The sequence below is a fragment of the Flavobacterium glycogeni genome (assembly GCF_048286775.1).
Classification (GTDB): Bacteria; Bacteroidota; Bacteroidia; order Flavobacteriales; family Flavobacteriaceae; genus Flavobacterium.
In genome coordinates this window covers 15,260-27,417 of the sequence record NZ_JBLVPV010000011.1, presented here as the reverse complement: position 1 = coordinate 27,417, position 12,158 = coordinate 15,260, and the positions used below count along the sequence as shown (strand labels likewise).

The following is a 12,158-nucleotide window of genomic DNA, read 5'->3' as shown; positions in this document are numbered from 1 at the left end:
TTAAGAATTTAGTAATTTTTGATACGAAAAATTAAATTTTTCTAAACCAAAATTTTTATGAGCATAAGAAAAACAATTCTCTGCTAAATTATTTCGCATTTCAGGATTTTCAATAAATTGAGTAATCGAATTACAAAAGGCTTGAATAATTTTCACTTCATCAGACTCGTTAATTAATATACCGTTATAGTCAGAGGTAATATGTTCCCTAATGCCATCTAAATCTGTGGCTATTGGAATCACCCCATAAGCCATTGACTCCATAATTACCAATGGGAATCCTTCGTAAATTGAGGGTAATATTAGAAAATGAAGTTCATCGTATAATTCGTTTAATATCTTCTTATCTGTTATTTCTCCTAAAAAATCTACCCCAGCATCTGTAATTAAATTCAAATTACTTTTCATTCCTGTTCCTGCCATTACAAATGAAATTGAAGGATATTTACTTTTTATACTTTTTGCTATTGCTAAAAAAAGTTCTGGTCTTTTTTCATCAGACCAACGACCCACATATCCTACTTTAATCGTCGAATAATCTTTTGAGGAAAATTCATGATTTTCTATTGCGATTCCATTTTCAATAACTTGAATCACTTTATGATACTGTGTCCCTATATTATTACAAGCATAAATTTTTAGTAAATCCTTTTTAGTGTTTTGATTAATAACAACTCTTTTATCAATATACTTTACGCTATTTACCACCTCCAATTCTCGGCTATCAGGTTTACTAAAAGCATGAAACAAATCTATTCGAGCGATTTGATCCGAAATAAAAGGAAGTATTTGATAAAAGTAAGTAGCATTACTCCCAAAAACAGCCTTACAATTATTTGATGTATTAATCGCTTTATAAATGCTTTTTTTTAACAATCTACTTACAAACGTATTTCGCTTATTGAGTATCAGGTTTATTTCGATACATTGGGCATTTGCTTTGAATTGCTCTTGAAAATTTTTGGTAGCTGAATTTAAAGTAAAAATGACACAAACATTTTTGTGAGCTAACGCTTTTATAATATTCAAATGCACTTTTTCCGCACCGCCTGTTTGGTAAAAAGGAAAAAAGCATACTATTTCTGCATTTCTTATTTTCTTTGAATCGAAAACTAAGAAACTCAAAAAATTCCAAAATCCATAAAAGAAATAAACTATTTTTTTTACTTTAGATTTCACGTCTATTTTCAATTAGTTTTTATTGCTTGACAACAAATCATTGTATCTTCATTTAACAAAAATACTCTTATGACCTTTAAATTAGAATATTTTTCTATTTGATTTTTTAAAGTAAAAGGGCTGTACCAACAATTATGATCCGGATGAACCACTTCAATAAATTCATTATCTCCGTAAAAGTTTCTCTCCATATGTTTTTTAGAAAAACAATTGGGTGCAGTTATATAAAAGACTTTAGCATTTACAGTAGACAATCCTTCAAGAAAAGTCCTTACGTTATCTACATGCTCTATAGTTTCAGGAACTAAACAAATATCATATTGTTTATCTTTCAATTGACTGAAATTTGAAAAATAAGATTGATCTACATACTTTTTTAAATTTTCAATCCCTTCTAAATCTATATCAAATCCGTGAATAGATTTGGCTTGTTTAGCTAGTTTTATATGTAAATTATAATCCGGATTAAAGATTGGCCAATCATTACAACCAAAATGCAAAACATTTTTACCTTTAACTAATTCTTCGAAAAAAGGAACTCGATCAGCTATAGTAGTAGTCTTTACTTTTTGAATCCAAAATTTATCATGCAAAGTATATTTTGGTTGTTTTTTCTTAAAAAAATTAAGTACTTTCTTTATGATTTTCTTTATCATGGTATTTTATTAAAAATTGTTTTATTGCTTTACATTTTAAACACTATACTTCAATAACATTTCATTTCAAATGTTATTTTTATATTCTAATGCTCTTTTTTCAATCCAATGCCAAGATACATAACCAAAACCCATCGAAAGCAAGACGGAAGAAATCATTAATACATAAGTATCCATTTTAAAAAAATACATCAATGATTGTTGAATCGGAAAACTATAGATGTAAATTCCATAAGACATATCTCCTATTTTTCCAAAAGTACGGATAAAAAAAACAGGGATAAAACCTAGTAGCATCACAACAACAGGCATAATAATGTGTTTTACCCATTCATAATAATTAAAATATAGGGACAGTACTAAAATCAAAATGGATATACCTAAAATCAGACTCTTGTTTCCCATCCTTTCAAATTGTAACGAAGCCAACAAACTACCGCCAATGAAAAAAGTTCCTAAGTTGAGCACATGTAATCCTTGTAACCCAAACAAAGACGAACCTCTAAACCTATCAAGATAAAAAGTATAAAGAAAAATAAAAACGACATAAGAAAATAAAATTATCAGGAGTACTAGCTGTTTTTGTTTTCTAAAAAAGAACAGCAATGATAATGCAATGTACAAACTAAACTCATATCTGATTGTCCATAACGAACCATTTATGGAATGATAAGCATTCGTATCAAAAATTCCTTTTATACTGGATTGAAAAAAATACAAACTAAGATTATTGGAAACATAAGAATAAACTGCTGTGTTTTTAAAAAAAGGAACTGCTCCATTATATACAAAGGGTGCTAAAACAATCGTTAACAATAAAACGACAAATAAGGCAGGAAACAATCTTAAAACCCTTTTCTTAAAATAATCCAAAAGACCTTTACTTCGCTCCAAACTTTGAAAAATAAAATACCCACTAATAATAAAGAAACCACTTAAACCTACTTGAGCCAAAACAATTTGCTCATTTGTAATTTGATAAATCCATTGACTTGTTTCACTACTTCCTGATAAAGGATAAGCATGTGATATAACTACTAAAAGGGCAAACAAAAACCGTAAGAAATCAAAATTATTATTTTTATTCATTTTTTTTTGATTGTCCGTTTTTAGTCATAACCCCGTAATGCTTGCTATTACTAGCCTATCGAATAATTTTTCTTCAAAATATCTTCGATTGAGTTTATAAACAAACTCATTTAGATATAATTGAAGATATTTCCCTTTGATTTTGTGATAATTTCCTAAAAAATTACGTTTAGCATTACTTATTGCAATATGTACCCATTTTAAAGTTTCTGTTGTTGTTTCTTTATTAGATTTCTCTGTTATATGAATCTCAACAAAGTCTGCAATATCAATATACGATGTACTTTTATCTGTCAAAAGAATACTCCTTTCAGAAATTGATTCTTGAATAGTCTCATTAATTTGTTCAGCAGTATGATCAGTCAAAACTTTAGCTTTAAAATATCTACACTGGTTTGATTTTTTTCCTGTTTCAATATCTTCAAGCGGTGTTGATTCCGCCATAATTGCTGTATTTATTTTTCCCGCAGCTCCACGACCTCTAACTCCTTTTTCTTTTTCTTTTTCTGAAGATTCAACAGTGAAATAACCTTCGTCAAACTCTATCATTCCTTCCAATGTATAGCGGGCATCCCTATTTCCCATTGCTTTTCGTAGCTTATGAACCATTGCCCAAACGGGTTCGTTACGTTTCAATCCAAGCTGTTTTTGAATTTCTTTACTGGAAAAACCTTTTTTTGTAGCTGTCATCAAAAACATAGTTTTATACCAAATCAAAAATGACAAATTAGAACTTTGCATAATGGTTCCACTTCGTAATGAGATTCTGCTTCTACATTTTTTACACTCATAACTCCAAACACTTTTTATCCAAAAATGTTCTTTGCTACCACACTTACATTGAACACCAATCTTATCTCTTTCTTCCTTAAAATGAAGCCTGCAAGCTTCTTCACTTTCAAAGTTTGCCGTAAAACTGAATAAATTCATATCTGATTTTTTATCAAAAATATTAAACTAAATTTAATTATTGGTAATTACGGACAATCAATTTTTTTTTAAGTTCCTTAGAATTTATTAGGTTTATTACACATAAATTTTATTAGATACAAAAACCTCAAACCCGTATACCACAAGTCTAAGACAAAAGATTTCATCAAATGAAAAACACCAAACAGAAATCCCTTAATGGCACTACCTAAACTAATGTCTTGATGCCAAAGTTGATAATTCCCCACCACATCATTCTTGAATCTGAAAAACAATTGTTTCTTAGTTCTCTTTATCTCATAACAAAAAATAGAAGGTACAAAATCAATTTCATATCCTTCTTTCAACACTCTAGTGGTCCATTCCTTGTCCTCAAATGTAGCCACATCCTCCTTAAAAGGATGTTTCTTCCAAATTTCTCTACTAAAAGCAGAGCCTGAGAATATTAATCCTGATTTGTTTGGATCAGTATTAGCGGGTACTTTATTGATGTAATTTTTATAATCATTGGGCTGATGCAAACAACGTAAACCTGCTAAATTGGGATTCTCTTCAAATTTATTTTGAATTAATTCAAAAAAATCATGACTCACAGGATACGAATGCGCACTAAAAATTACCACAATAGGATGTTTTGCTTCACGAACGCAAATATTGGCACTGCCGCCAAAACTAAAGTTTTTAATCGGTACAAAACGTGCTCCGTATTTTGCGGCTACGGCCTTACTATCATCTGTTGACAGATTATCGACAATAATGATTTCTGCAACGTCTTTTGAGTACCTTTCTGTTAAATTTTTCAACAAAAAGGTTAAAGCGTTTGACTGATTTTTATTTCTAATCACTACTGAAATCATGGCTTTACTTTTTGATTGAAAATAGTTTTGAAATAACTTTAAAAGGCTTTGTAATTAATCTTCCGATTTTATATTCGATGGAATTTTTTATCTCCATTTTGCTAATCCTGTGCTGGTTTAGCTCAAAAAAAAGAACGGTCATGCAATTGTCAAAATCTTGAATATAAAGCTCTTTATGTTTTTTACAAATATATTCTCTAGAGGTCTCAAAGTGATTAATTATTGAATCTACCTGTCTTGATTTTTTTGCCTTTCTGTAGAAAAATAAAAAATCTTCTACAACTTTATAGTTCCAACCTCGTTTAGTAACAGCGATCCAAAATTCCCAATCTTCAAAGCCTTCCTTCATGGTTTCGTCATACCCGCCAACTTCTTCCCAGCATTTTTTTCGAAATAATGAAGTCGCTATTAATTGATTTACATATAATAAATACCTCCAATCTGTTCCCTTAGGTTTTAATTCGGAAATCGTTTTCTTATTATTCTCAGCAAAAAATTTAGTATAGCAGGAAACAATTCCCAAAGATTCATCATTTAATAACTCTGGAACTACCTTTTCTAAAAAATTACTACTAATACAATCATCCGCATCTAAGGGAAGGATAAAATCCCCCTCACTAATTTTTATTCCAATATTTCTAGCACTTGATGGACCTCCGTTCTGCTTGAATAAATATTTGAACCGACCATCCAAATTACACCATTGACGAGCTATTGCTTCTGTATTATCAGGACTACCATCGTTAACGACAATACACTCCCAATTAGCATAACCCTGATTTAAAACAGATTGCAAGCATTCATTCAGATATTTTGCTTGGCTGTAACAAGGAACAATAATAGAAACTAATGGCTTCATAATTTGAACATATTTATTACAAATCTTCTAACGAATTTAAAAAATGGCATTACACTAAAATTTTTTAAATAAAACAGAAACATTACACCCCATTCTTTTAGAGTTAACTTTCTTTTTATTATGACTTCATATTTAAGTAATAAGTCGAGGCGTTGTTTTTTATTAAAAAAATGATTTTTCTCAAAAATAAGATCTTTTAAAAACTGAAGGGTCGCTAAGTATTTTAAATCTTTATTATCCTGTTTCCCAGATATACTAATATTTGACACCCTAATATGAACAATGCTTTCATTAATAGTATAAATTGATTTTCCACTAGAAAAATCTAACCAAGCCCTATCATCACTATGCCACGCTAAGGGATAATTTTTAAATCCAAACTGGCGGTAAGGTTCTTTTGAAAAGACATATTCAGATAAGGAACCCCTAGTTTGTCCTTTAAATTTCCTATACCAAGAATCTCCAGCAGTTTCAAATTCAGGGTGAAGAAATGTATTCGAAATAACTACTGATAATTCATTTACAATTTTGGTCGCAAACCGAATTACATTTGAATCATTACTAAATGAATAATAATGTTTATACCAAGACGCTATAAAATTTTTATCAAGGTAATCATCATCCCCCAAAATCATAATCCATTCCTCATTTCCTGACAAAGCAATACAACGATCCCATTGTTTCACAAGAGAAACCCCTCCAAGATTCTCTTCAAACCGATGATAGACAAAATAAAATTTCCCTCGATACTTAGCCAATAAATCAGATGGATCTTCCCAACTGGCATCGTCTCCAATATAAACTTTGAATCGTTGATCGGTTTGACTAGCTAACGACCGTAAAGTAGCTTCAAAAAATGTGAGTTTGCAGTATGGGATGACTATAGCTAGCATTTATTCTAAAATTTCTTTTGTGGCTTTCAAATAAGCCGTTCCCCATTTTTGACAAGGTTCCAAATGATTTCCTTCCGCCCATTCGTTCCATGCATTTATGAATAAAAATTTCTCTGGAACAGTGTCCCAAGGATAGTTTTCTTTGATGTGACTTAGCCAATTTTTATATTTTTCAGGAGTTGAATCATGCAATATAAATGGATTTTCTTTTCGTCTGGCCGTGTTATCCCACATAGGGGTAATGCCAGGATAAACATCTTTCTTAAAACCAAGTCTTTTTTGTGTTTTGGAATAATTTACGTAATCAAAGTAATAATCAAACCGTTCTAATTTCAAACCCAGTTTTTTTCTAATTCTTCGTTTTATTCTTTTTAATAAACTAGCTCCATAAACAATCCCTCCTGTTTGACTCCCAAAATTAGGTTGAAATTGAAAACCAAAATCAAATCCTTTTTCTAAGGGAGCAAAAGAATGTTCAAAATTTTGAGAAAATCCAATATATAAATCGGGGAAACCTGCTTTCTTTACTTCATTCCTCCATAATAATATAGTTTGCTCTATATCTGGAAATAATCTTGGTCGATAAATTACAAACATGGGCTTACCATTTACTTTGATATATCTCTTGTCTTTAAAAAAAGGAATTAAATGTTCAATATGTACCAAATCATCCTCAAAACTGTATTCTTGACGCAACAATACTTGATGATTATCCCCATCCCAAGTTCTAGTCCAATTTTCATTAGCCCAACACATCATAAACGGTAAGTCTTCTCTAGGATTTTTAAGCTTCCTGTCCAAAGGTTCATACAACAATCTTTTACCATTAAACCAATAATGATAATAACAAAAACCATGAATTCCATACGCTTTTGCTAACTGCTCTTGCGCTAATCGTGCTTCTTCTAAGCGAAGATCATAAAAACCTAAATCAGCTGGCAAATGGGGTTGATAATGCCCTTCAAAACGAGACTGGGCTTTAGTTACATTAGTCCATTCGGTAAATCCTTTTCCCCACCACTCATTATTTTCCGGGATAGGATGAAATTGAGGTAGATATATGGCTATAGGTTTTATTTTTTCCAAAATTTTAATAATTTTATCTTTTTAACTATTGAATTTCCTAATTTAAAAGATTCAGATTTTAAAATATTTTCGTTTTTAGACTTAAGTCCGTTAATTTCTTTCTTAACCACGCTTACCCCATTAAAAAAAGATACCCCAACATCTAAATAATCATTATTAATTACATTTGAACATAAGGCTAAATTAAAATAAGGTTTATTATAAAAATCATCCTCCTCTAATTCATTCTTAATGTGCAAATAATCCCCATCAAATAAATTAAATTTTGTCATAGAATCTTGGTTAATCAAATTAATTAATGAACCTATTACAAATCGCTGATTAAATAATTCAACATTTTTAAAATTCCTTTTTAGCAAATCTCTGAAATCATCTAAAATCAATTCTTTAATGTGATACGGATTATTATGATCTCTTTCAGTGTATATACTTTTCTCTGGAGAAGAAATAAGTAAAAGACCATCTGTTTTAAGAACCCTAGAAATTTCCTTCATCATCAAATCATGCTTATCGTGATGTTCTATTGTTTCAAATGAAATTACTACATCAACTGATTTATCAGCCAAAGGTATAGCATCGGTAGAACCAACATTAAATTCGATATTTTTTGATGAGGCATACTTAACTTTTGCATGATTTATTGATTTTTCGTCTATATCAACACCATATACTTTAGTAGCTCCTTTGCTTAATAAAAAACTGCCATAACCCTCACCAGAAGCTATATCCAGAACCACTTTATTCTTAGTGATTTTTTGAGCTATTGCATATCTATGCAAATGCTCAACAACACCATGAACTGACTCAATACCAGTAGTTAACCGTTCTCCTGTAAACTCTAAATTTTTCATATTTTAATTTTTATAAAAGAACAACATTATCCCAATCCAAAATTGGTCTTACAACTCCTGGAATTTTACCTTTATAATCACTTCCTCTGGCGGTATTATCCACAAACTCATCAATAATATTAAAAGAAAATTTATTGACATCATGAAAATGCACTCTAAAGACACCTTTATAAGACATAGCAGCTATTCCACAAAAATGATATCCTTCAGATAGAAAATTATTTGGAAACCAAACAATAGTTTGATAAATTCCAACTTTATAATTTATGTTTTGTTTTTTTTGATGTGAACTTAATATATGAATTTCTTGGTTATTGTAAAGGTTTAAACCTAAAACTAAATCATCCGTTTCAATTAAAATCTTAAACTTTATTTTAACACCTACTTTTTCATTAATAAAATAATCTGATTTATTTTCAAATACCTTATTTATGACCTCGGTTTCTAACAACCTTACAATTTCACTTGAAGGAGCTTCACTTTTATTGTATATTTTCTTAGATAAGACATTATTATTTAAGTTTAAGTATTCGGAAATTGCCTCATCAATCCCACCCTCAAAAATCACCCTCCCATGCTCCAATACAACCCCCCTCGTACACAAACTCTTCACCGCCGCCATATTGTGACTCACGAACAACACCGTTCTACCACCTTGTTTAGAAATATCCTGCATCTTCCCAATGGCTTTCTTCTGGAACTCCGCATCACCCACGGCTAAAACCTCATCAACAATTAAAATTTCAGGCTCGAGAAAAGCGGCTACTGCAAAAGCCAAACGCACATACATACCGCTACTATATCTTTTTACGGGAGTATCAATGTAACGCTCACAGCCTGAGAAATCAATAATCTCATCCAGTTTTGAGGTGATTTCTTTTTTGGTCATGCCTAAAATGGCACCATTTAGAAAAATGTTTTCTCTACCGGTCATTTCGCCATTAAAACCAGTCCCCACTTCGAGTAAGGAAGCCACACGCCCCCCAAACTTAATACTTCCTGTAGTGGGTGCCGTAACCCGGGATAAAATTTTTAACAAAGTAGATTTCCCCGCTCCGTTTTTGCCTATAATCCCTAAAATTTCACCACGTTCCACTTCAAAATTAATGTCTTGTAGTGCCCAAACGTAATCACTCTCTCCTTTGGTACTGCGATCATTGGTATCTCCAATTTTCAAATACGGATCTTCTTTACCTCTCACTTGATGCCACCAACGGTTCAAATCATGACTCAAAGTCCCAGTACCCACTTGACCCAAGCGGTATTGCTTAGAGATGTTTTCGGCTTTTAATATAATGTCTTTCAAGGGAGGTTATGAGTTATGGGTTAATCTGTTAATTGGTCCGTTTTGAATTTGCTATTATTACTATTGATTTTTGACATTGACATTGACATTGATTTTTGTTGTTTTTTAAACCGTATCTATAAAACTCTTCTCCGTCTTATTAAAGATCAACACACCCACTAAAAAAACTACTATAGTAACCAAAAAAGTATAGCCTAATCCTAATACCGAAATCTGGCCTACATTCAGCAACATATAACGCGTAGTTTCTATCACATAAGCCAGCGGATTGTATTCCACAAGCCAACCGTAACTGGGCAATTTTTCTTTGATTAATGCCATAGGATACATTACTGCCGAAAGATACATCAACAATTGCACACCAAAACCGATTAGATTACTAAAATCCCTGTATTTAGTTACTAAAGAGGAAATCAACATTCCCAAGCCCAATCCTAAAACCCCCATCATAACAATCAGTAAAGGAAAAAACAATATAGATCCATTTAAGCTTACTGCAGCTCCTTGAAAGTAAAAATAAATATAAAAGACAATAAAGATAAAAAACTGAATTCCAAATTTTAACAAATTAGAAACCACAATAGACAGCGGTACTATAATGCGAGGGAAATACACTTTTCCAAAAATCCCTGCATTATTTCTAAACGTATCTGAAGTTCCATTGAGACAGGCTGTAAAGTAATTCCAAACCGTGATTCCAGCCAAATTAAACAAAAAAGGCGGCACCGTCCCGGTATCAATTCCAGCTACAGTATTAAAAATAATAGTAAAAGTAATCGAGGTAAATAAGGGTTGTATGAGATACCAAAGTGGTCCTAAAACGGTTTGTTTATAAACGGTCACAACGTCTCTCTTTACAAAAAGCATCAGCAAATCACGATATTGCCAAACTTCCTTAAGATTAAGCGAGAAGAATTTGTTTTTTGGCGTTATTTCAAACAGCCATGTGGTATTGGTATGTTCGGGTTGGTTCATGGATTGATGTTAAAATACTGGTTAAGTTTTGTCTTCTCAAGCACTTCATCTCGAGCGTGTCATCTCGAGCGCAGTCGAGAGACGGGAGACCTTTTCCTTTTTATTAACTAAATAGTATCATTACAAAGCAAATATAAAAATTTTGCACTAGGTATTGCATTAAAATCACGGAGTAGATTAATTCTTTTTGGAATAATCTTTTATTCATTTAACGCAAAAGATCTCAACTATGATTTCCGACTCCATTTAGGCCAAGGGTAAAATGAAAATTCACACTCCTTATTTCTTTTTTCTTTCCCCAACCCTAAAGGGAGGAAAAAAGAAACACAATGGTATCGTATTTCAACATCGTTCTAGATTTTCGGCTCCCTTTAGGGCCGGGGTAAAACGAAAATTTTATATGGTATAGAGAGTTACTCTTTTAGCATGAAATCAAAAACTCCGTTTTTGACAACTTTTAATCCCAAATTGACAAGTATTACGTATCGTTAGAAAACAAAAAAGACACCTCAAAATCTAGACTGCCCCGCATTTTGCAAATGCATTGTTAGCGACAGTGTTGTCTGTGTTTTTAGCTCAATCTATAAATTAATATGCCTATTGCGATTATAACAATTACCGTGTAGATTAACTTATTATATTTTGCTAACCAGTTTGGCAAATAGATATCAAAATTATCGTTTGTAGAATTCGAATATTTTCGAGCCAACAAGGTTATTGGACAAATCGATTTAAAAATAGTTAAAGTTATTATTTCCAAAAAAATTAAGCAAACACAAATCCAAACCCACTTATCTATTTTATTTACAATTACAGCGTAAAGAAGATAAAAAATAACAACATTGAAAAACACCCATATTGCGGTATGAAAAAGTTTTATAAGTCTGAGATTTGTGTTCGCTGACATTTCAGATTTAATGTTGTAATATTTTAAAAAAAATGTAAGGTGCCGAAATAATCCATATAGGAATCAACAACCAAATATGTCCTTTTAGAATATTATAATCATCCAATAATTGACTCAAGGTATTTCCTCTATAAAATCCTAATCCAAATTCAAAAACTAAAGTTAAGACTAACCAAATTAATCCCACAAACAACGATTGTGAAACTGACTGAGGCGGAAATCTTTTTATAACAAAAAACATATAAACCCCTAAAAAGATAATTAATGATAAAGTGGAAAGTTGGCGAGCTGCTAATTCATCAATATATTTTTTATACCATAAATCCCTTGCCGTCCGTTTACGATTGCAATAAAAACCATTGGAAACCAAAGTAAAAAATATTTCAGCATAATTTTATTGCATTAAGTTCTTTAATTGTACGAACGTCTGTTGGCATTGTCGCTAACGTCAGTTTGTGAAAAACCTCCAAACGAACTTTATTTTGTTAATTAGAAAGTAAATATATGGGATTTAAACTACAATTATTTTTCTTTTTAAAACTGCCTCCATATCCGTTCAACACGGGTTTC

The 12,158-nt window shown here is 31.3% G+C and carries 11 protein-coding genes; all 11 read right to left on the bottom strand.

Annotation, left to right across the window (positions count from 1 at the left end; all coding sequences use genetic code 11):
* On the bottom strand, positions 1 to 1,179 hold the full coding sequence (locus ACNQGX_RS10440) for a glycosyltransferase family 4 protein (RefSeq protein WP_417976007.1): 1,179 nt from the start codon (positions 1,177 to 1,179) through the stop codon (positions 1 to 3).
* 8 nt (positions 1,180 to 1,187) lie between these two features.
* On the bottom strand, positions 1,188 to 1,835 hold the full coding sequence (locus ACNQGX_RS10435) for a methyltransferase domain-containing protein (RefSeq protein WP_417976005.1): 648 nt from the start codon (positions 1,833 to 1,835) through the stop codon (positions 1,188 to 1,190).
* Between the two features lie 66 nt (positions 1,836 to 1,901).
* A complete protein-coding gene (locus ACNQGX_RS10430) occupies positions 1,902 to 2,924 on the bottom strand; it encodes an acyltransferase family protein (protein WP_417976003.1) in 1,023 nt (340 codons plus the stop codon).
* 24 nt (positions 2,925 to 2,948) lie between these two features.
* A complete protein-coding gene (locus ACNQGX_RS10425; protein WP_417976001.1) occupies positions 2,949 to 3,854 on the bottom strand; it encodes an IS1595 family transposase in 906 nt (301 codons plus the stop codon).
* Between the two features lie 77 nt (positions 3,855 to 3,931).
* Positions 3,932 to 4,711, bottom strand: a complete 780-nt coding sequence (locus ACNQGX_RS10420; protein ID WP_417975999.1) for a glycosyltransferase family 2 protein — start codon at positions 4,709 to 4,711, stop codon at positions 3,932 to 3,934.
* A 4-nt stretch (positions 4,712 to 4,715) separates the two neighbouring features.
* Positions 4,716 to 5,570, bottom strand: coding sequence for a glycosyltransferase family 2 protein (locus ACNQGX_RS10415; protein WP_417975997.1), 855 nt, complete (start codon positions 5,568 to 5,570; stop codon positions 4,716 to 4,718).
* Positions 5,567 to 6,463, bottom strand: a complete 897-nt coding sequence (locus tag ACNQGX_RS10410; protein ID WP_417975995.1) for a glycosyltransferase family A protein — start codon at positions 6,461 to 6,463, stop codon at positions 5,567 to 5,569. The genes ACNQGX_RS10415 and ACNQGX_RS10410 overlap by 4 nt, the downstream gene beginning before the upstream one ends.
* A complete protein-coding gene (locus tag ACNQGX_RS10405; protein WP_417975993.1) occupies positions 6,464 to 7,549 on the bottom strand; it encodes a glycosyltransferase WbsX family protein in 1,086 nt (361 codons plus the stop codon).
* Positions 7,537 to 8,400, bottom strand: a complete 864-nt coding sequence (locus tag ACNQGX_RS10400; protein ID WP_417975991.1) for a class I SAM-dependent methyltransferase — start codon at positions 8,398 to 8,400, stop codon at positions 7,537 to 7,539. The genes ACNQGX_RS10405 and ACNQGX_RS10400 overlap by 13 nt, the downstream gene beginning before the upstream one ends.
* A 10-nt stretch (positions 8,401 to 8,410) precedes the next feature.
* Positions 8,411 to 9,706, bottom strand: coding sequence for an ABC transporter ATP-binding protein (locus ACNQGX_RS10395; RefSeq protein ID WP_417975989.1), 1,296 nt, complete (start codon positions 9,704 to 9,706; stop codon positions 8,411 to 8,413).
* 105 nt (positions 9,707 to 9,811) lie between these two features.
* Positions 9,812 to 10,681 carry an ABC transporter permease gene (locus ACNQGX_RS10390; RefSeq protein ID WP_417975986.1) on the bottom strand — a complete coding sequence of 290 codons (870 nt, stop codon included), beginning with the start codon at positions 10,679 to 10,681 and terminating at the stop codon, positions 9,812 to 9,814.
* Between the last annotated feature and the right edge of the window lie 1,477 nt (positions 10,682 to 12,158).

What these genes read in the sequence shown, in the direction of transcription:
- ACNQGX_RS10435 (WP_417976005.1), bottom strand. Translation starts at nt 1,835, where the DNA reads ATGATAAAGAAAATCATAAAGAAAGTACTTAATTTTTTTAAGAAAAAA.
- ACNQGX_RS10430 (WP_417976003.1), bottom strand. Translation starts at nt 2,924, where the DNA reads ATGAATAAAAATAATAATTTTGATTTCTTACGGTTTTTGTTTGCCCTT.
- ACNQGX_RS10425 (WP_417976001.1), bottom strand. Translation starts at nt 3,854, where the DNA reads ATGAATTTATTCAGTTTTACGGCAAACTTTGAAAGTGAAGAAGCTTGC.
- ACNQGX_RS10420 (WP_417975999.1), bottom strand. Translation starts at nt 4,711, where the DNA reads ATGATTTCAGTAGTGATTAGAAATAAAAATCAGTCAAACGCTTTAACC.
- ACNQGX_RS10415 (WP_417975997.1), bottom strand. Translation starts at nt 5,570, where the DNA reads ATGAAGCCATTAGTTTCTATTATTGTTCCTTGTTACAGCCAAGCAAAA.
- ACNQGX_RS10410 (WP_417975995.1), bottom strand. Translation starts at nt 6,463, where the DNA reads ATGCTAGCTATAGTCATCCCATACTGCAAACTCACATTTTTTGAAGCT.
- ACNQGX_RS10400 (WP_417975991.1), bottom strand. Translation starts at nt 8,400, where the DNA reads ATGAAAAATTTAGAGTTTACAGGAGAACGGTTAACTACTGGTATTGAG.
- ACNQGX_RS10390 (WP_417975986.1), bottom strand. Translation starts at nt 10,681, where the DNA reads ATGAACCAACCCGAACATACCAATACCACATGGCTGTTTGAAATAACG.